The sequence below is a fragment of the Streptomyces sp. NBC_00094 genome (assembly GCF_026343125.1).
In the GTDB taxonomy this organism is placed as follows: domain Bacteria; phylum Actinomycetota; class Actinomycetes; order Streptomycetales; family Streptomycetaceae; genus Streptomyces.
In genome coordinates, this window is sequence record NZ_JAPEMB010000001.1 from 5791732 (window position 1) to 5809339 (window position 17608).

Annotated in this window: 20 protein-coding genes and 5 tRNA genes; 19 read left to right on the forward strand and 6 right to left on the reverse strand. The window is 70.5% G+C overall.

Annotated features, from left to right (window positions below):
- The first annotated feature begins 260 nt into the window (after positions 1 to 260).
- The 9 genes from OG580_RS25800 (at position 261) to OG580_RS25840 (ending at position 4361) form a co-directional block, all read left to right on the forward strand.
- On the forward strand, positions 261 to 473 hold the full coding sequence (locus OG580_RS25800; RefSeq protein ID WP_267048127.1) for a hypothetical protein: 213 nt from the start codon (positions 261 to 263) through the stop codon (positions 471 to 473).
- Positions 474 to 594: 121 nt separating this feature from the next.
- On the forward strand, positions 595 to 1389 hold the full coding sequence (locus OG580_RS25805) for a fumarylacetoacetate hydrolase family protein (RefSeq protein WP_267046044.1): 795 nt from the start codon (positions 595 to 597) through the stop codon (positions 1387 to 1389).
- Complete coding sequence (gene gltX, locus OG580_RS25810; protein ID WP_267046045.1) at positions 1382 to 2857, forward strand: glutamate--tRNA ligase; 1476 nt, start codon at positions 1382 to 1384, stop codon at positions 2855 to 2857. Before OG580_RS25805 ends, gltX begins: the two co-directional genes overlap by 8 nt.
- 121 nt (positions 2858 to 2978) lie before the next feature.
- Entirely contained in the window at positions 2979 to 3701 is a 723-nt protein-coding gene (locus tag OG580_RS25815) for an HAD family hydrolase (protein ID WP_267046046.1), read from the forward strand.
- 92 nt (positions 3702 to 3793) lie between these two features.
- Positions 3794 to 3865, forward strand: a tRNA-Gln gene (locus OG580_RS25820).
- 66 nt (positions 3866 to 3931) lie between these two features.
- Positions 3932 to 4004: transfer RNA gene (locus OG580_RS25825), tRNA-Glu, on the forward strand.
- 84 nt (positions 4005 to 4088) lie between these two features.
- A tRNA-Glu gene (locus OG580_RS25830) sits at positions 4089 to 4161 on the forward strand.
- Positions 4162 to 4175: 14 nt separating this feature from the next.
- A tRNA-Gln gene (locus tag OG580_RS25835) sits at positions 4176 to 4247 on the forward strand.
- Between the two features lie 41 nt (positions 4248 to 4288).
- Positions 4289 to 4361 (forward strand) — tRNA-Glu (locus OG580_RS25840).
- Between the two features lie 131 nt (positions 4362 to 4492).
- Here the strand turns inward: OG580_RS25840 and ndgR are convergent.
- Entirely contained in the window at positions 4493 to 5209 is a 717-nt protein-coding gene (ndgR, locus tag OG580_RS25845) for an IclR family transcriptional regulator NdgR (RefSeq protein WP_006346345.1), read from the reverse strand.
- Between the two features lie 140 nt (positions 5210 to 5349).
- Between ndgR and leuC the strand changes: the two genes are divergently transcribed.
- The 4 genes from leuC to OG580_RS25865 all read left to right on the forward strand — a co-directional run bounded on the left by leuC (position 5350) and on the right by OG580_RS25865 (position 8551).
- Positions 5350 to 6774 (forward strand): 3-isopropylmalate dehydratase large subunit, encoded by a 1425-nt coding sequence (leuC, locus tag OG580_RS25850; RefSeq protein ID WP_267046047.1) that lies wholly within the window; start codon positions 5350 to 5352, stop codon positions 6772 to 6774.
- A gap of 6 nt (positions 6775 to 6780) precedes the next feature.
- Positions 6781 to 7374, forward strand: a complete 594-nt coding sequence (gene leuD, locus OG580_RS25855) for a 3-isopropylmalate dehydratase small subunit (protein ID WP_267046048.1) — start codon at positions 6781 to 6783, stop codon at positions 7372 to 7374.
- A 104-nt stretch (positions 7375 to 7478) separates the two neighbouring features.
- Entirely contained in the window at positions 7479 to 7706 is a 228-nt protein-coding gene (locus OG580_RS25860) for a hypothetical protein (RefSeq protein ID WP_267046049.1), read from the forward strand.
- A gap of 143 nt (positions 7707 to 7849) precedes the next feature.
- Complete coding sequence (locus OG580_RS25865) at positions 7850 to 8551, forward strand: HU family DNA-binding protein (protein WP_267046050.1); 702 nt, start codon at positions 7850 to 7852, stop codon at positions 8549 to 8551.
- Between the two features lie 80 nt (positions 8552 to 8631).
- On the opposite strand, the gene OG580_RS25870 is transcribed toward OG580_RS25865, so the two are convergent.
- Complete coding sequence (locus OG580_RS25870; RefSeq protein ID WP_267046051.1) at positions 8632 to 8841, reverse strand: hypothetical protein; 210 nt, start codon at positions 8839 to 8841, stop codon at positions 8632 to 8634.
- 10 nt (positions 8842 to 8851) lie between these two features.
- Positions 8852 to 9499: a 2-phospho-L-lactate guanylyltransferase gene (cofC, locus tag OG580_RS25875; protein WP_267046052.1), complete on the reverse strand. Its 648-nt coding sequence runs from the start codon at positions 9497 to 9499 to the stop codon at positions 8852 to 8854.
- 126 nt (positions 9500 to 9625) lie between these two features.
- Between cofC and OG580_RS25880 the strand changes: the two genes are divergently transcribed.
- The 3 genes from OG580_RS25880 to OG580_RS25890 all read left to right on the forward strand — a co-directional run bounded on the left by OG580_RS25880 (position 9626) and on the right by OG580_RS25890 (position 12616).
- Positions 9626 to 10378: a 1-acyl-sn-glycerol-3-phosphate acyltransferase gene (locus OG580_RS25880; protein WP_267046053.1), complete on the forward strand. Its 753-nt coding sequence runs from the start codon at positions 9626 to 9628 to the stop codon at positions 10376 to 10378.
- Positions 10375 to 11376, forward strand: a complete 1002-nt coding sequence (locus tag OG580_RS25885) for an NAD(P)H-dependent glycerol-3-phosphate dehydrogenase (RefSeq protein ID WP_267046054.1) — start codon at positions 10375 to 10377, stop codon at positions 11374 to 11376. The genes OG580_RS25880 and OG580_RS25885 overlap by 4 nt, the downstream gene beginning before the upstream one ends.
- 100 nt (positions 11377 to 11476) lie before the next feature.
- On the forward strand, positions 11477 to 12616 hold the full coding sequence (locus OG580_RS25890) for a D-alanine--D-alanine ligase family protein (protein WP_267046055.1): 1140 nt from the start codon (positions 11477 to 11479) through the stop codon (positions 12614 to 12616).
- Positions 12617 to 12651: 35 nt separating this feature from the next.
- On the opposite strand, the gene OG580_RS25895 is transcribed toward OG580_RS25890, so the two are convergent.
- Both OG580_RS25895 and OG580_RS25900 read right to left on the reverse strand, forming a co-directional pair.
- Positions 12652 to 13131, reverse strand: a complete 480-nt coding sequence (locus tag OG580_RS25895) for a DUF3515 domain-containing protein (RefSeq protein WP_267048128.1) — start codon at positions 13129 to 13131, stop codon at positions 12652 to 12654.
- A gap of 23 nt (positions 13132 to 13154) precedes the next feature.
- Complete coding sequence (locus OG580_RS25900; protein ID WP_003993216.1) at positions 13155 to 13388, reverse strand: Lrp/AsnC family transcriptional regulator; 234 nt, start codon at positions 13386 to 13388, stop codon at positions 13155 to 13157.
- A 233-nt stretch (positions 13389 to 13621) separates the two neighbouring features.
- Between OG580_RS25900 and OG580_RS25905 the strand changes: the two genes are divergently transcribed.
- The gene (locus OG580_RS25905; protein WP_267046056.1) at positions 13622 to 14584 is read left to right on the forward strand and encodes a thiamine-phosphate kinase; all 963 of its coding nucleotides are present in this window, start codon (positions 13622 to 13624) and stop codon (positions 14582 to 14584) included.
- On the forward strand, positions 14581 to 15381 hold the full coding sequence (gene thiD / locus OG580_RS25910; protein WP_267046057.1) for a bifunctional hydroxymethylpyrimidine kinase/phosphomethylpyrimidine kinase: 801 nt from the start codon (positions 14581 to 14583) through the stop codon (positions 15379 to 15381). Before OG580_RS25905 ends, thiD begins: the two co-directional genes overlap by 4 nt.
- A gap of 124 nt (positions 15382 to 15505) precedes the next feature.
- On the opposite strand, the gene rpmB is transcribed toward thiD, so the two are convergent.
- Complete coding sequence (gene rpmB, locus OG580_RS25915; RefSeq protein ID WP_003957616.1) at positions 15506 to 15691, reverse strand: 50S ribosomal protein L28; 186 nt, start codon at positions 15689 to 15691, stop codon at positions 15506 to 15508.
- A gap of 274 nt (positions 15692 to 15965) precedes the next feature.
- On the opposite strand from rpmB, the gene OG580_RS25920 reads away from it, so the two are divergent.
- The gene (locus OG580_RS25920) at positions 15966 to 17597 is read left to right on the forward strand and encodes a DAK2 domain-containing protein (protein WP_267046058.1); all 1632 of its coding nucleotides are present in this window, start codon (positions 15966 to 15968) and stop codon (positions 17595 to 17597) included.
- The last annotated feature ends 11 nt before the right edge of the window (positions 17598 to 17608 follow it).

Genomic DNA, 17608 nt, shown 5'->3' on the forward strand with positions numbered 1-17608 from the left:
CTCCAATGGCTGCGCGTACCCGTGTGTCCCAGTCGACATGATCAGGAGCGGAATAGAGCATTCAATGCCGGAATGCCCGTTTCCGTGCCGGGTCATGGCAGTCCGTAATGCCTGGAATGTGGGGTGATTCGTGAGCAAACTCACACGATGATCGATGTCTTAGCCATGCATTCGAAGGGAATCGCATGTTTAGCCTGACGCTTTACACGATGCTCGCGCCCGCACGGGCGCTCCTCCCGGGACAGGGTCTGAACACCGCCATGAACCCCACGAAGACCGTGACGCTCCACGTCACCGCCAACCCGCGCCGCTCCACCCTCGCCCACCTCGAGGACGCCGCACAGCTGGGCCGGGGCGCCCAGCCGGAGTACGCCGCCGTACTCCCCGGGCAGACGGCCAACCCGCGCCGCACCATCCTCATGACCGCCCCCGCCCCCTACCAGCCGGCGCCCTACGCATCCGCCTCCCGCTAGTCACGGAGCCCTCGCCTCAGGTCTCGAGCCTCACCCGCCGGCATCGCCGGTCGGCCGCCCCCGCCGCGTTAGCCTGGAGCGTCAGACTCCAGCCAGCATCAAGTGAGGGGCGACAGCACTCGTGCGCATCGCCAGATTCTCCATCGACGGCAATGTGGCCTTCGGCGCCGTCGAGGGCGAGGGAACCGTCGAGTCCGGCGGCCTCGTCCTCGACATCATCAAGGGCATCCCGTACACCGACTTCGAGCTCAGCGGCACCAAGGTCCCGCTGAGCAAGGTACGGCTCCTGCCGCCGGTGCTCCCCAACAAGGTCGTGGCCATCGGCCGCAACTACGCGGAGCACGCAGCCGAACTCGGCAACGAGGTCCCCGACGTCCCCGTCGCCTTCTTCAAGCCCACCACCTCGGTGATCGGCTCCGGCGACGCCATCGAGTACCCCTCCTTCTCCAACGAGCTGCACCACGAGGCCGAGCTGGCCGTGGTGATCGGCCGTATGTGCCGTGAGGTGCCCCGGGAGCGGGTCAAGGACGTCATCTTCGGCTACACCTGTGCCAACGACGTCACCGCCCGCGACGCCCAGCAGCGCGAGAAGCAGTGGGCCCGCGCCAAGGGCTTCGACACCTCCTGCCCCCTGGGGCCCTGGGTGGAGACGGACATGAGCATCGCTGCCGCGAGCGACCTGACCATCCAGGCCACGGTCAACGGCGAACAGCGCCAGCTGGGTCGGACGAGCGACATGATCCGCTCCATCGAGGACCTGGTCGTCCACATCACCGAGGCCATGACGCTGCTCCCGGGCGACGTCATCCTCACCGGCACTCCCGCCGGGGTCGGCCCCCTCAACGTCGGCGACGAGGTCGCCGTCACCATCGAAGGCATCGGCACTCTCACCAATAAGGTGATCAAGCGTGGCTAACGCGAACATCCGCGTCCGTTTCTGTCCCTCGCCGACCGGCAACCCCCACGTGGGCCTGGTCCGCACCGCTCTCTTCAACTGGGCCTTCGCCCGGCACAACGAGGGCACCATGGTCTTCCGCATCGAGGACACCGACGCTGCGCGCGACTCCGAGGAGTCGTACAACCAGCTGCTCGACTCCCTGAAGTGGCTCGGCCTCGACTGGGACGAGGGCCCGGAGATCGGCGGCCCGCACGCGCCGTACCGCCAGTCGCAGCGGATGGATATCTACAAGGACGTCGCCGAGAAGCTGATCGCCGGCGGCTACGCGTACCCCTGCTACTGCACCACCGAGGAGCTCGACGAGCGCCGCGCCGCCGCCCGCGCCGCCGGCCGCCCCTCCGGCTACGACGGCCACTGCCGTGACCTCACCGCCGAGCAGAAGGCCGCGTACGAGGCCGAGGGCCGCGTGTCGATCGTCCGCTTCCGGATGCCCGACGAGCCGATCACCTTCACCGACCTGGTCCGCGGCGAGCTCACGTTCACCCCGGACAACGTCCCGGACTACGGCATCGTGCGCGCCAACGGCGCCCCGCTGTACACCCTGGTCAACCCGGTCGACGACGCGCTGATGGAGATCACCCACGTCCTGCGCGGCGAGGACCTGCTCTCCTCCACCCCGCGCCAGATCGCGCTCTACAAGGCGCTGATCGAGCTGGGCGTCGCCAAGGAGATCCCCGCCTTCGGCCACCTGCCGTACGTCATGGGCGAGGGCAACAAGAAGCTCTCCAAGCGCGACCCGGAGGCCTCTCTCAACCTCTACCGGGAGCGCGGCTTCCTCCGCGAGGGCCTGCTGAACTACCTCTCGCTCCTCGGCTGGTCGTTCTCGGCCGACCAGGACATCTTCACCATCGAGCAGATGGTGTCGAAGTTCGACATCGCCGACGTCAACGCCAACCCGGCGCGCTTCGACCTCAAGAAGGCCGAGTCGATCAACGCGGACCACATCCGCATGCTCGACGTGAAGACCTTCGCCGAGGCCTGCGAGCCCTGGCTCCAGGCCCCGCACGCCAACTGGGCGCCCGAGGACTTCGACCGCGCCGCCTGGGAGGCCATCGCGCCGCACGCCCAGACCCGTATCACCGTCCTCTCGGACATCACGGCCAACGTCGACTTCCTCTTCCTCCCGGAGCCGGTCTTCGACCAGCCCTCGTGGGACAAGGCGATGAAGGGCGAGCCGGCCGCGCTGCTCGCCACGGCCCGCGAGAAGCTCGTGGACGCCGACTGGAGCGACCCCGAGTCCCTCAAGAACGCGGTCCTGGTCGCCGGCGAGGCCCACGGCCTCAAGCTCGGCAAGGCCCAGGCCCCCGTCCGCGTCGCCGTCACCGGCCGCACGGTCGGCCTCCCCCTCTTCGAGTCCCTGGAGATCCTGGGCAAGGAGAAGACCCTGGCCCGCATCGACGCGGCCCTGGCGAAGCTCGCCGGCTGAGCCTCGCGTCATCCGTCCACGGGGGCGGCGACCGGAACACACTCCGGCCGCCGCCCCCGTGGCGTTCCCGGCCCGGGGAAAAGGCCCACGCGGACCGGGGGAGCGGCGGTACGGTCGTGGCATGGCCATCCGAGCGGTCCTGTGGGACGTGGACGACACGATCTTCGACTACGCGGGCGCGGACCGCGCCGGCATGCGCGGCCACCTGACGGTCGAAGGGCTGCTCGACGGGTACGACTCCGTGGACCAGGCCCTGGACCGCTGGAAGGAGCTCACGGAGCTGCACTGGCGCCGCTTCGAGAGAGAGGGCGGCGACTTCCAGGACCAGCGACGGGACCGGGTCCGGGACTTCCTGGGGGCGCCGGACCTCTCCGCCGCCGGCGCCGACGACTGGTTCGACCGGTACGTCGTCCACTACGAGGCCGCCTGGGAGCTCTTCCCCGACGCCCTGCCCGTCCTCGACGAGCTCGCCGACGACTACCGCCAGGCGGTCCTGTCGAACTCCAGCATCCACGCCCAGGACCCCAAGCTCCGCGCCCTGGGCGTGCGCGACCGCTTCGAGACCGTCCTGTGCGCCGCCGAACTCGGCGTCGCCAAGCCGGCCCCGGAGGCCTTCCACGCCGCCTGTACGGCCCTCGGCCTGGCCCCGGAGGAGATCGCGTACGTCGGGGACCAGCCGGACATCGACGCGCGCGGCGCGACGGAGGCGGGGCTCCTGGGTGTCTGGCTGGACCGCGCGGACACCGGTGGCCGGCCCGAGCTGCAGCGGATCACGGACCTCCGCCAGCTCCCCGCCCTGCTCGGCGGGCATACCCGTTTTGGAGCACCGTCCACCTTCGGGTAATGTTCTTTCTGCGCCGAGGGGAACAAGCCGAAAGGCAAGAGCCCGGAAAGCGCAAGCCGAGCAAGATCCCCCTGGTGGGGACGTTGTTCTGGTGGCCTATGGTGTAATTGGCAGCACGACGGTTTCTGGTTCCGTTAGTCTTGGTTCGAGTCCAGGTAGGCCAGCTCGCAGAGCTCATCTGCAAACCAGCTCGCAGAGCTCATCTGCAAATCGTGGATCACATCCACAAGGCCCCCGTTGTGTAGCGGCCTAGCACGCCGCCCTCTCAAGGCGGTAGCGCCGGTTCGAATCCGGTCGGGGGTACAGATCCATCCTGTGGATCACTTGGGTAGCTCCCGGTGAATCCACGGTGACATCACCCGGCTCTCGCCGGGTGGGATCGCTAGGGCCCCCGTTGTGTAGCGGCCTAGCACGCCGCCCTCTCAAGGCGGTAGCGCCGGTTCGAATCCGGTCGGGGGTACGGTGTAACCACCATGGCCTATGGTGTAATTGGCAACACTACGGTTTCTGGTACCGTCATTCTTGGTTCGAGTCCAGGTAGGCCAGCTCGCAGAGCTCATCTGCACCTGCGGATCCGATCCGCAAAGGCCCCCGTTGTGTAGCGGCCTAGCACGCCGCCCTCTCAAGGCGGTAGCGCCGGTTCGAATCCGGTCGGGGGTACAGAACAAAGAAGCCCTTCCCTTCGGGGGAGGGCTTCTTCGCTGTTCCGGAACGGTACGCGCACACAACTCCGGCCCACCGCTGCGGCGTTGAAGCGGTGGGCCGGAGAACGAACGGAAGGGGCGGAGGGCTCAGCCGTTGCGGCGGAGCGCCTCGGAGAGGCGGGCTGCGGCGTCGATGACCGCCTGGGCGTGCATACGGCCCGGGTGGCGCGTCAGGCGCTCGATCGGACCGGAGACCGACACGGCGGCCACGACGCGGTTCGAGGGGCCGCGTACGGGCGCGGAGACGGACGCGACGCCCGGCTCCCGCTCACCGATCGACTGGGCCCAGCCGCGGCGCCGTACGCCCGACAGGGCCGTCGCCGTGAAGCGCGCGCCCTGGAGGCCTCGGTGGAGCCGCTCGGGCTCCTCCCAGGCCATCAGGATCTGCGCGGAGGAGCCGGCCTTCATGGTCAGCGTCGAGCCGACCGGGACGGTGTCCCGGAGACCCGAGAGTCGCTCGGCCGCGGCCACGCAGATGCGCATGTCGCCCTGGCGCCGGTAGAGCTGGGCGCTCTCGCCGGTCACGTCGCGCAGATGCGTCAGTACCGGGCCCGCGGTCGCGAGCAGGCGGTCCTCGCCGGCCGCGGCCGAGAGCTCCGACAGGCGCGGTCCGAGAATGAACCGGCCCTGCATGTCACGCGCCACCATCCGGTGGTGTTCCAGTGCCACGGCGAGACGATGTGCCGTGGGTCGTGCGAGTCCCGTCGCCGCGACCAGTCCTGCGAGGGTGGCCGGACCGGACTCCAGGGCGCTCAGGACAAGGGCTGCCTTGTCGAGAACGCCTACGCCGCTAGAGTTGTCCATGCAACGATACTCGCGTCTCACTCTGTGAAACGCAAGTTCAATTTTCCGAGGAACCCGGCACTCTGGTGAGGCGGCCGCACAACGGCCCGCGAAACGGGTCTCTAGTTGTGCCGACGCAGACGTCGGCCGGAGGGAAAGCGATGGGTAGGACACTCGCGGAGAAGGTCTGGGACGATCATGTCGTCCGGCGCGCCGAGGGCGAGCCCGACCTCCTCTTCATCGATCTGCACCTGCTGCACGAGGTGACCAGCCCCCAGGCCTTCGACGGCCTCCGGCAGAACGGCCGGCCGGTGCGGCGCCTCGACCTCACCATCGCGACCGAGGATCACAACACCCCGACCCTCGACATCGACAAGCCCATCGCGGACCCCGTCTCCCGTGCCCAGCTGGAGACCCTGCGGAAGAACTGCGCCGAGTTCGGCGTACGACTGCACCCGCTGGGCGACGTCGAGCAGGGCGTCGTCCACGTCGTGGGACCGCAGCTGGGCCTGACCCAGCCCGGCACCACGGTCGTCTGCGGCGACTCGCACACCTCCACGCACGGCGCCTTCGGCGCGCTGGCCTTCGGCATCGGCACGAGCCAGGTCGAGCACGTGCTGGCCACCCAGACGCTGCCGCTGGCCCGCCCCAAGACCATGGCGATCACGATCGACGGCGAACTGCCCGAGGACGTCACCGCCAAGGACCTGATCCTCGCGATCATCACGAAGATCGGCACCGGCGGCGGCCAGGGCTACATCCTGGAGTACCGGGGCTCCGCCATCGAGAAACTCTCGATGGAGGCCCGGATGACCATCTGCAACATGTCGATCGAGGCCGGCGCCCGCGCGGGCATGATCGCCCCCGACGAGACCACCTTCGCCTACCTGGAGGGCCGTGCCCACGCCCCCGAGGGCGAGGACTGGGACGCCGCCGTCGCGTACTGGAAGACCCTGAAGTCCGACGAGGACGCGGTCTTCGACGCCGAGGTCGTCATCGACGCCGCCTCGCTGGCGCCGTTCGTCACCTGGGGCACCAACCCCGGCCAGGGTGCGCCGCTTTCGGCGAACGTCCCCGACCCGGCTTCGTACGAAGACGCTTCGGAGCGCCTCGCCGCCGAAAAGGCCCTGGAGTACATGGGGTTGACCGCCGGGCAGCCGCTGCGCGACATCAAGGTCGACACCGTCTTCGTAGGCTCCTGCACCAACGGCCGCATCGAGGACCTGCGGAACGCCGCCGGGCTGCTCAAGGGCCGCCAGGTCGCCGACGGCGTCCGGATGCTGGTCGTCCCCGGTTCGGTCCGGGTCGCCCTGCAGGCCGTCGAGGAGGGCCTGGACAAGGTCTTCAAGGAGGCCGGCGCCGAATGGCGGCACGCGGGCTGCTCGATGTGTCTGGGCATGAACCCCGACCAACTGGCTCCCGGTGAGCGCTCCGCGTCCACCTCCAACCGCAACTTCGAGGGCCGGCAGGGCAAGGGCGGCCGGACCCACCTGGTCTCGCCCCAGGTCGCCGCCGCCACCGCCGTCCTGGGCCACCTGGCCTCCCCGGCCGATCTGTCCGACGCCGTCACCACCGCGGGGGTCTGAGGAACCATGGAAGCTTTCACCACGCACACCGGCCGGGCCGTCCCGCTGCGCCGCAGCAACGTCGACACCGACCAGATCATCCCGGCGCACTGGCTGAAGAAGGTCACCCGCGACGGCTTCGAGGACGGCCTCTTCGAGGCCTGGCGCAAGGACTCCGAGTTCGTCCTCAACCGCCCCGAGCGGCAGGGCGCCTCGGTCCTGGTCGCCGGCCCCGACTTCGGTACCGGCTCCTCCCGTGAGCACGCCGTCTGGGCGCTCCAGAACTACGGCTTCCAGGCGGTCATCTCCGCCCGCTTCGCCGACATCTTCCGTGGCAACTCGCTGAAGAACGGCCTGCTGACCGTCGTCCTGCCGCAGGAGACGGTGGACGCTCTCTGGGAGCTGACCGAGGCCGACCCGACCGCCGAGATCACCGTCGACCTGGAGCAGCGAAAGGTCCTGGCCGCCGGGATCGACGCGGACTTCGAGCTCGACGAGAACGCCCGCTGGCGTCTGCTGAACGGCCTCGACGACATCAGCCTCACCCTTCAGAACGAAGCGGACATCGCGGCCTACGAGGCGGCGCGACCGGCCCACAAGCCCCGTACAATTACGGTCTGAGCAGCGCTTTTCCAAGACTGCGCCCCCCACCGCCAGGTGGGGGGCGCAGTCGCTTGTTGGGACCCTATCGGGCGACAACTCGCCCTAGATGGCACAATCGGTGCATGGAACGCGACAGCCAACTCGAGCTCTACGAGTCAGTCGCCGCCCGATTGAAGGAAGCGCACACAAGAGTGCGCTCACTGCAAGTCCCGGAGGGCGTAAGGATGGCGCTGTCCCGGAAGCTGCTGGTCGTGACGGCCGCGGCGAAGCACGATCTCAAGGACGCGGCAACGCGTCTGGAGCGGTTGATGAAGGACCTCGACGAGGGCCGATTCCCAGAGGACGACTGACACCAGGAACTCCGCAGCGGGTCTTTCACGTTGCGGCACTAGGGTGATTAGCCCGTTTCGTGTTTGATTTGCGGTATATACATGCCTAACGTGCGAAAAAGCTTGAACACTTTCGTTCTGGCAATGTCTCCGAAGGGGAAGACGTGAACAAGGCGCAGCTCGTAGAAGCGATTGCCGACAAGATGGGCGGTCGCCAGCAGGCCGCCGAAGCCGTCGACCACGTGCTCGACGCCATCGTGCGTGCCGTGGTCTCGGGGGACCGGGTCTCGGTCACGGGCTTCGGCTCGTTCGAGAAGGTCGACCGTCCGGCCCGCTACGCCCGCAACCCGCAGACGGGTGAGCGCGTCCGGGTCAAGAAGACCTCGGTTCCGCGCTTCCGCGCAGGTCAGGGCTTCAAGGACCTGGTCAGCGGCTCGAAGAAGCTCCCCAAGGGTGGCGAGGTCTCCGTCAAGAAGGCCCCCAAGGGCAGCCTCACCGGTGGCGCTTCCGCGACCGTGAAGAAGGCCGCGGCCAAGAAGGCCACCACCGCCAAGAAGGCCGCCGCGAAGAAGGCGACCCCGGCGAAGAAGGTCACGGCCGCCGCCGCCAAGAAGGCGACCCCGGCCAAGAAGACCACCACCGCGGCCGCGAAGAGGACCGTCGCCGCCAAGAAGGCCACGACGGCGGCGAAGAAGGTCACGGCCGCCGCCGCGAAGAAGACCACGACGGCCGCGGCGAAGAAGGCCGTCAAGACCACGGCCAAGAAGACCGCGCCGGCCGCGAAGAAGGCCACGGCGACGAAGGCGCCCGCGAAGAAGACCACGGCGCGCAAGACGACCGCCAAGAAGACCGCCGCCAAGAAGTAGGACGAGCGGTACCACCCGCGCGGGCCGGGCTCCCCATCCAGGAGCCCGGCCCGCGGCGCGTTCCGGGAGAGGGGAGTCGCTCAGAAGGTCTGGAGCGTCACCAGCGTGATCCGCAGGCCGGCCCCGGACGTCCCGGGCTCCGCCTCGATCCGCACCCGCTGGCCCGGCCGGAGCAGCCGCAGCCCGCCCGCCTCGAAGGCCTGTGCCCCGAACTCCACCGGGGTGCCGTCGTCGAGCAGCACACTTCCGCTGCGGGTCTCGGAGTCGTACGTGAACGCGGTCGCCTGCATGGACCGCAGCCTATCCGGCCACCGGCAGCCACCGGGCGGCCGTCCGCGGACCGAGCCCCAGCGCCCGGGCCGCCGCCAGATCCTCGCCGGTGTCCACGTCCCGGCGTACGGAATCCACCCCGGTCAGCCGTATTTCCACCGCACCCGACGACAAATGTCGAAGCCTCGACGCGCCCCCGAATGCCGGTTCCAATTCCACCCCGGGTCCCGCCGAGAGGAATGTCGTACCTATTTCGGCGGCATCCGAGAGAAATGCTCGGGGAAATTTCCGGGCGACGTCCAGGACCCGGGTCAGCTCGGCGGTCCGCAGCGCCGGCAGATCGGCGTTGAGCGCGGCCACGCGCGCGTGCGGCCACCGCTCCCGTACGGCACCGACGCCGTGCGCCAGCGCCGCGTTGAGCCCCGCCGACGGGACGTCCGGCACGATCCGGGCGCCCAGGGCCGCGAGGGCGGCGCCGGCCGTCGGGTCGTCCGTGACGACCACCACATCCCGTACGCGCGCGCAGCTCAGCACCGCCCCCACCGTGTCCTCGGCGAACGCGAGGGCGAGCCGTGGGCGGAGCCGGGCTCCCGCCGCCGAGGCCAGTCTGCTCTTCGCCAGGGCAAGGGGTTTCAGGGGTACGACCAGGGACCAGCCCTCGTCCGCATCGCTGTTCATCGCGGCCCATTCTGTCCCGCCCACGCGGTCCGGCGGAGGCCCCGGGGCGTACCGTGTCCTCGACAGACCAGGAGCATGGGGCGACACTTGACCCCCTGCCAGCCAGTCCCGGAGAAAGGTGTTCGAGTGCCCCGCCGCAGAATCGGCTTCTGGTACCGCCTCGCGGCGGTCATCGCCAAACCCCCCCTGGTGGTTCTGTTCAAGCGGGACTGGCGCGGTATGGAGCACATTCCGGCCGATGGCGGTTTCATCACCGCGGTCAACCACAACTCGTACCTGGATCCGCTGTCCTACGCGCATTACCAGTACAACACCGGTCGCGTTCCGCGCCTCCTCGCCAAGGCGGGCCTCTTCAAGAGCCCCTTCGTCGGCATGATGCTGCGCAACACCGGACAGATCCCCGTCTACCGCGAGACCACCGACGCGCTGGACGCCTTCCGCGCCGCCGTCGAGGCCATCGAGCAGGGCGAGTGCGTCGCCTTCTACCCCGAGGGCACCCTCACCCGGGACCCCGACATGTGGCCCATGGCCGGCAAGACCGGCGCCGCCCGCGTCGCGCTCCTCACCAGGGCCCCGGTCATCCCGGTGGCCCAGTGGGGCGCCAACCTCGCGATGCCGCCGTACGCCAAGGAGAACAAGTTCAGCCTGTTCCCCCGCAAGACGCTGATCGTGCAGGCCGGTCCGCCCGTCGACCTCTCCCGCTTCGACGGACTCGAGCCGACGCCCGAGGTGCTCCGCGAGGCCACCGAGGTCATCATGGCCGCCATCACCGCCCTCCTGGAGGAGGTCCGCGGCGAGAAGGCGCCCGCCGAACCGTACGACCACCGCAAGGCCCGCCTCGAACAGCGGCGCAAGGCCGTCGAAGGAGGCACCAAGTGACCAAGGCAGCAGTCTTCGGCAACGGATCCTGGGGCACGGCCTTCGCCATGGTGCTCGCCGACGCGGGGTGCGAGGTGAGCCTGTGGGGCCGCCGCGCCGAACTCGCGAAGGAGATCAACACCACCCGGGTCAACCCCGACTACCTCCCGGGCATCGAACTCCCCAGGGCGATCACGGCCACCGCGGACCCGGCCGAGGCAGCCCACGGCGCCGACTTCACCGTCCTCGTCGTCCCCTCCCAGACCCTGCGCGGCAACCTCGCCTCCTGGAAGCCGCTGCTCGCGCCCGACACCGTCCTCGTCTCCCTCATGAAGGGCGTCGAACTCGGCACCGCCGAGCGGATGAGCGAGGTCGTCATGGAGGTCGCGGACGTGCCCGCCGAACGCGTGGCCGTCCTCACCGGACCCAACCTGGCCCTGGAGATCGCCGCACGGCAGCCCGCCGCCGCCGTCGTCGCCTGCGTCGACGAGTCGGTCGCGCAGCGGGTCCAGGCGGCCTGCATGACCCCGTACTTCCGCCCGTACACCCACACCGACGTCGTCGGCTGCGAGCTCGGCGGCGCGGTCAAGAACGTCATCGGGCTCGCCGTCGGCATCGCCAACGGCATGGGCCTCGGCGACAACTCCAAGGCCACGCTCATCACGCGCGGCCTCGCCGAGACCACCCGTCTCGGCCTCGCCATGGGCGCCGACCCGCTCACCTTCTCCGGCCTCGCGGGCCTCGGCGACCTGGTGGCCACCTGTTCCTCGCCGCTCTCCCGGAACAACACCTTCGGCACCAACCTGGGGCGCGGCATGACCCTCCAGGAGACGATCGCGGCCACCAGGCAGACCGCCGAGGGCGTCAAGTCCTGCGAGTCCGTGCTCGATCTGGCCCGCCGCCACGGCGTCGACATGCCGATCACCGAGACGGTCGTGTCGATCGTCCACGAGGGCAAGCCGCCGGTCGTCGCCCTCAAGGAACTGATGTCCCGCAGCGCCAAGTCCGAGCGCCGCTGACGCCCACCGGAAGGCGCGGTGGCCGGTCCACTGCGCCGGACGCGCGCGGGGGAGCGGGGCGCTCAGCCGTTCGGGAGTCGCAAGGTACGCTCATCGCGATATGAGCGAGAACACCCAGAGCCCCCGCAAGCCGCGCGTGGCCGTCGTCTTCGGCGGTCGCAGCTCCGAGCACGCCATCTCCGTCGTCACGGCGGGCGCCGTCCTGAGCGCCATCGACCGGGACAAGTACGACGTGCTGCCCATCGGCATCACGACGGACGGGCGCTGGGCGCTCACCGCCGACGACCCCGAGCGGATGGCCATCGCCGACCGCGCCCTGCCGAACGTCGCCGACCTGGCCGAGTCCACGGAGGGCGGTGTCGTCCTCTCCGTCGACCCCGCCAACCGCGAGGTCGTCCTCAGTGAGCCCGGCGCCGTCCCGAAGGCCCTCGGCGAGGTCGACGTGGTCTTCCCGATGCTGCATGGCCCGTACGGCGAGGACGGCACCCTCCAGGGCCTCCTGGAGCTCTCCGGCGTCCCCTACGTCGGCGCGGGCGTCCTTGCCTCCGCCGTCGGCCAGGACAAGGAGTACATGAAGCGGGTCTTCATCTCCTTCGGCCTCCCGGTCGGCCCGTACGTGGTGATCCGCCCCCGCGAGTGGGAGCAGAACCAGGCCGCCGCCCGCAAGAAGATCGTCGAGTTCGCCGCCGACCACGGCTGGCCGCTCTTCGTGAAGCCGGCCCGTGGCGGCTCCTCCATGGGCATCACCAAGGTCGACGACCTCTCGGGCCTGGACGAGGCCATCGAGGAGGCCCGCCGCCACGACCCCAAGATCCTCGTCGAGTCGCTGCTGCGCGGCCGCGAGATCGAGTGCGGCGTCCTGGAGTTCGAGGACGGCCCGCGGGCCAGTGTCCCGGCCGAGATCCCGCCGGTCACGGACCACGACTTCTACGACTTCGAGGCCAAGTACATCGACTCGGCCTCCGGCATCGTGCCCGCCCCGATCGGGGACGAGGCCACCGCCGAGATCCAGCGCCTGGCCGTCGCCGCCTACGAGGCGGTCTCCTGCGAGGGCCTGGTGCGCGCCGACTTCTTCCTCACGGAGGACGGCGACTTCGTCATCAACGAGATCAACACGATGCCCGGCTTCACGCCGATCTCCATGTACCCGCGCATGTGGCAGGAGAGCGGCGTCAGCTACCCCGAGCTCGTCGACCGGCTCATCCAGGCCGCGCTGACCCGCTCCACGGGCCTGCGCTGACCCGACGGCACTCCGGAAGACCGTGCCGCCGCCTCTCAGAGGCTGGGCGGCACGGTCTTCCGTACGGGAGTGGCGAGATCCGCGAGCGGTGTGGCGTCGTGCGTGTACCGCTCGTCCATCTGCACCTCGACGTACGTCTTGCGGTACACCGAGGTGAAACGGGGCCCGCCGCCCTCCGGCCGCTCCAGCATCCAGTTCACGCCGTTCGCCTCGACGGCCTGCGCGTTCGGATCGCTCATCTTTTCGGGCCGGGGCACCCCGCAGCGCAGTACGATCGCACCGTCACCCCAGCCGGCGGTCAACTCGGAGCCGGGCTCCGGGTCACTCCGCTCCAGCCCCGCCACGGTGTCGGGAAGCTCCTTCGCCAGGTCCTGGCAGAGGGCCGCCTCCGCCGCCGGGGGCCGGGGAACCGCGACGGACGCCCCGGCGTCCGACGAGGAACAACCGGTGGCGGCCAGCAGCAGGACGGTCGCCGCGACGGCGGCGGGCAGGCCGAAGGGCCGGTGGGATGACATCACCGGCCAAGCGTAGACGGGGGCTACAGATGAACGACCGGGCAGGTGAGGGTGCGCGTGATGCCGTCCACTTGCTGGACCTTGGCGACCACCATGCGGCCCAAATCATCGACCGTGTCGGCCTGCGCGCGCACGATCACGTCGTACGGACCGGTCACATCTTCGGCCTGGAGCACCCCCGGGATCTTGGAGATGGTCTCGGCGACGGTCGACGCCTTGCCCACCTCGGTCTGGATGAGGATGTACGCCTGAACCACGGAACCTCCAGGGCGACCACGAGGATCTTGTGGGAGAAAGAGACGCCACGGTACCGCGTCGCCGCGGGCCGCGGGGAGACCTGCGTGTCCCGGGGCGCTCGCGTTGTGGTGTACGCACGACAGAAGTTGACGGTCTACTTGACGGTACCCAGCATGGTGACGGCCCGCGACCCGCGGCGCGCCCAGACGCGCCCCCGCCCGCCGGCCGGCACGAAGACACGAGGTGAGGCGCGGTGAAGGGCACAGTCGGAGAGCTGGGCGAGTTCGGGCTCATCAGAGAGCTCACGTCCCGGCTCACCTCCACCCCGGCGGTACGGATCGGGCCCGGCGACGACGCCGCGGTCGTCTCCGCCCCCGACCGGCGCGTGGTGGCCAGCACGGACATCCTCCTCGAAGGACGTCACTTCCGCCGCGACTGGTCGACGGCGTACGACGTCGGCCGCAAGGCCGCCGCGCAGAACCTCGCCGACATCGCCGCCATGGGCGCGGTCCCCACCGCGCTCCTCCTCGGCCTCGTCGTCCCCGCCGAACTTCCCGCCACCTGGCCCGTCGAACTCATGGACGGGCTGCGCGACGAATGTCAGGTCGCTGGCGCCGCGGTGGTCGGCGGCGACGTCGTCCGCGGCGACACCATCACCATCGCCATCACCGCCCTCGGCGACCTGCGCAACCACGACCCGGTGACCCGGGGCGGGGCCCAGCCCGGCGACGTCGTCGCCTACACCGGCTGGCTCGGCTGGTCCGCCGCCGGCTACGCGGTCCTCTCCCGCGGCTTCCGCTCCCCCCGCGCCTTCGTCGAGGCCCACCGCAGGCCCGAGCCGCCGTACCACGCGGGCCCCGCGGCCGCGGGACTCGGCGCCACCGCCATGTGCGACGTCAGCGACGGCCTCATCGCCGACCTCGGCCACATCGCCGAGGCCAGCAAGGTCCGCATCGACCTGCACTCCGGGCTCATCGACATCCCCACCCAGATGAACGACATCGGCCAGGCCGTCGGCGTCGACCCCATGCAGTGGGTGCTCACCGGGGGAGAGGACCACGCCATCGTGGCCACCTTCCCGCCGGACGTGAAGCTCCCCGCCCGCTGGAAGGTCATCGGCGAGGTCCTCAACCCCTCGGCGCTGCCGCAGGTCACCGTGGACGGCGCCCCCTGGCACAGCGCGGGCGGCTGGGACCACTTCGGGGAGACGGAGTGACGGCTCGGCCCCCGCTCGTGCTCACCGTCGCCGGATCCGACTCCGGCGGCGGCGCCGGCATCCAGGCCGACCTGAAGACCATGCTCGCCCTCGGCGTCCACGGCATGAGCGTGCTCACCGCCGTCACCGCGCAGAACTCGCGGGGCGTCCAGGGCGCCTGGGAGCTGCCGGCGGAAGCCGTACGCGCCCAGTACCGGGCCGTCGTCGACGACATCGGCGTGCAGGCCGTGAAGACCGGCATGCTGGCCTCCGCCGACCTCGTCGAGACCGTGGCCGAGCTGCTCGCCGGGACGGCGGCACCGGTGGTCGTGGACCCGGTCGGGGTCTCCAAGCACGGGGACGCGCTGCTCGCGGCCTCCGCGCTCGACTCCGTTCGTACGAGACTGCTGCCGGTCGCGACCGTCGCCACGCCCAACCTGGACGAGGTGGCGCAGCTCACAGGCGTGCACGTCGTGCACGAGAGCGACATGAGGTCGGCGGCGGAGGCGATCCTCTCGTACGGGCCGCGCTGGGCCCTGATCAAGGGCGGGCACCTGCCGACGGGCCAGGAGGCCGTGGACCTGCTCACGGACGGCACGGAGGAGCACTGGCTGCGCGCGCCCCGGCACGACAACCGGCACACCCACGGCACGGGCTGCACGCTCGCCTCGGCGGTGGCCGCGGGGCTCGCCGGGGGCCTGCCGGTGCCGGAGGCGGTGCGACGGGCCAAGGAGTACGTGACCGGGGCCATCGCCGCAGGATTCGCCCTGGGCTCGGGCATAGGCCCGGTCGACCACGGCTGGAAGTTCAGGAAGTAACCACTTCGGGAGCCGCCCGCTCACAGAGCGTGACCGTGCCAGGGCAAGGCAAGAGGCCGGTTCACCTAGGTGAACCGGCCTCTCAAGGCAACCGCAGGGGCTGCGCTACGACGAAACGTCGCAATTAGCGCGAGACCTTGCCGGCCTTGATGCACGAGGTGCAGACGTTGAGCCGCTTCGGCGTCCGACCGACCACGGCACGCACGCGCTGGATGTTCGGGTTCCAGCGACGGGACGTACGGCGGTGCGAGTGCGAAATGTTGTTGCCGAAGCCCGGCCCCTTGCCGCAGACGTCGCAGTTGGCAGCCACGGGTCACTCCAAAGACTTCAGAATTACAGTGAAATCCGGCGCACCGGAATCAGGAGTCTGAAGTGGCTTGCCGGGGGATGGCCCGGTGTGAACCGGGCAACCGAAGCAGCATACAACGCCTGCTTCGGTGGAACGAAACTACCATGGTCTGCGCCGACCTCGCCCCCGGCCCAGGCCACTGGGGGTCCCCCCTGCTCGAGCGAAGCCGAGAGCTTGGGGGAAGGACACCCCGGGTCTACCCTGCGGTGAGCTCACCGCCGAAGGAGGCCCCCTGTTGTCGCGAGCCCTTCAGCCTTTCGAGGAGCTCGTCGAGCTCGACGCCGAAGCGCTCCGGACCTGGTCCGCGCGGGCGCTTGACGCCCTCGGGCGGGAGCGCGAGGAGATCGACGCGATCAACGTCTACCCGGTCGCGGACGGGGACACCGGCACCAACCTGTACCTGACGGCGGAAGCCGCCCACCAGGCCGTCGAGGCCGTCTTCGCGGCCGCCGAACCCGACGCCGGCGAGACCGTACGGGCCATGGCGCACGGCGCCCTGCTCGGCGCCCGCGGCAACTCCGGGACGATCCTCGCCCAGCTGCTGCGCGGCATGGCGGGCGTGCTCGCCGACGGACGTGACGGTGATCACCTCGCCCGCGCCCTCGCCGAGGCCGCCACCGCGGCCCGCCTCGCCGTCGCCCATCCCGTCGAGGGCACGATCCTCACGGTGGCCTCCGCCGCCGCGCGGGCCTGCACGGGGGGCGGCGGGCTCGCGGAGGTGGCGGAAGACGCCTACGAGGGGGCCAGGGAGGCCCTGGCGACCACCCGGGGGCAACTGGACGTCCTCACCCGCGCCGGAGTCGTGGACGCCGGCGGACGGGGCCTGGTGGCCGTCCTCGGGGCCCTCGTGGAGACCGTCACCGGACGGACACCGCCCGGCCCGGAGACACCGCCGCACGGCGTGGTCGTACCCGCGGGCCCCCTCGCACCCGAGGAGTGCGGCACCCAGGACGGACCCGCCTACGAGGTGATCTACCTCCTGGAGGCCGAGGACGCGTCCGTGGAGCTGCTGCGGGCCCGGCTCGACACGCTGGGGGAGTCCCTCGTCGTCGTCGGCGGTGACGGGCTGTGGAACGTCCACGTGCACGTCGACGACGCGGGCGCCGCCGTCGAGGCCGGCGTCGAGGCCGGACGGCCGCACCGGATCCGTATCACCCACTTCGCGAGCACCGTGCCGGCCGCGGCCGACGGCCCCGGGGAACGGGCCCAGCGCGCCGTCGTCGCCGTCGTCCCCGGCGAGGGCCTGGCCGGGCTCTGCGCCGAGGCCGGCGCCACCACCGTCCAGACCCGGCCCGGCGAACCGCCCGCCGGAGACGAACTCGTCGACGCCATCCGGCGGGCGCACGCACGCGAGGTCGTCCTCCTGCCCAACGACACCGAGCTGCGCCAGACGGCCGCGGCGGCCGCCGAACGGGCCAGGGCGGAGGGCATCCGTGTCGCCCTCATCCCGACCCGGGCCGCCGTCCAGGGCATCGCCGCCCTCGCCGTCCACGAACCGGACCGCAGCTTCGACGAGGACGTCGTCGCCATGACGGCCGCCGCCGGCGCCACCCGCTACGCCGAACTCGCCGTCGCCGAACGCCAGTCCTTCACCTCGGCCGGTGTCTGCCAGGCCGGCGACGTCCTCGGCCTCATCGAGGGCGACGTCGCGGTCATCGGCCAGGACCTCACCGACACCGCCCGCACCGTCCTGGACCGCATGCTCTCGGCGGGCGGCGAACTCGTCACCCTGATCGTCTCCGACGACACCCCGCCCGACCTCGCCGCCGCCCTGGAGAGCCACGTCCGCCGCGGCTACCTGGCCGTCGACACCACCACGTACCACGCGGGAGAGGGCGCGCCGCCGCTGCTCATCGGAGTGGAATGACCCGACTGTCG

Excerpts from the sequence above, each read along its gene's own strand:
- OG580_RS25800 (WP_267048127.1), top strand. The coding sequence starts at position 261 with ATGAACCCCACGAAGACCGTGACGCTCCACGTCACCGCCAACCCGCGC.
- OG580_RS25815 (WP_267046046.1), top strand. The coding sequence starts at position 2,979 with ATGGCCATCCGAGCGGTCCTGTGGGACGTGGACGACACGATCTTCGAC.
- ndgR (WP_006346345.1), bottom strand. The coding sequence starts at position 5,209 with ATGGACAACTCTAGCGGCGTAGGCGTTCTCGACAAGGCAGCCCTTGTC.
- leuC (WP_267046047.1), top strand. The coding sequence starts at position 5,350 with ATGGGTAGGACACTCGCGGAGAAGGTCTGGGACGATCATGTCGTCCGG.
- leuD (WP_267046048.1), top strand. The coding sequence starts at position 6,781 with ATGGAAGCTTTCACCACGCACACCGGCCGGGCCGTCCCGCTGCGCCGC.
- OG580_RS25860 (WP_267046049.1), top strand. The coding sequence starts at position 7,479 with ATGGAACGCGACAGCCAACTCGAGCTCTACGAGTCAGTCGCCGCCCGA.
- OG580_RS25870 (WP_267046051.1), bottom strand. The coding sequence starts at position 8,841 with ATGCAGGCGACCGCGTTCACGTACGACTCCGAGACCCGCAGCGGAAGT.
- cofC (WP_267046052.1), bottom strand. The coding sequence starts at position 9,499 with ATGAACAGCGATGCGGACGAGGGCTGGTCCCTGGTCGTACCCCTGAAA.
- OG580_RS25890 (WP_267046055.1), top strand. The coding sequence starts at position 11,477 with ATGAGCGAGAACACCCAGAGCCCCCGCAAGCCGCGCGTGGCCGTCGTC.
- OG580_RS25895 (WP_267048128.1), bottom strand. The coding sequence starts at position 13,131 with ATGTCATCCCACCGGCCCTTCGGCCTGCCCGCCGCCGTCGCGGCGACC.